At 59.6% G+C, this 317-nt stretch carries 1 protein-coding gene; it reads left to right on the top strand.

Annotated features, from left to right (window positions below):
* Window positions 1–317, top strand: a 317-nt coding sequence (locus ACYQ11_RS22205; RefSeq protein ID WP_459926023.1) for an EF-Tu/IF-2/RF-3 family GTPase, incomplete at both ends; no start/stop codon positions are given.

The following is a 317-nucleotide window of genomic DNA, read 5'->3' on the forward strand; positions in this document are numbered from 1 at the left end:
GAGCCCCAGCGCGACACCGACAAGACCTTCCTGATGCCCATCGAAGACGTGTTCAGCATCTCCGGCCGCGGAACGGTTGTAACCGGCCGTATCGAACGCGGTGTGATCAAGACCGGCGAGGAAGTGGAAATCGTGGGTATCCGCGAGACGTCCAAAACCGTATGTACCGGTGTTGAAATGTTCCGCAAGATCCTGGACGAAGGTCAGGCCGGTGACAACGTTGGCCTCCTTCTGCGCGGCACGAAACGTGACGAGGTCGAACGCGGTCAGGTCGTCGCCAAACCGGGTTCCATCACGCCCCACACCAAATTTTCCGC

Source organism: Desulfatiferula olefinivorans, from assembly GCF_054657895.1.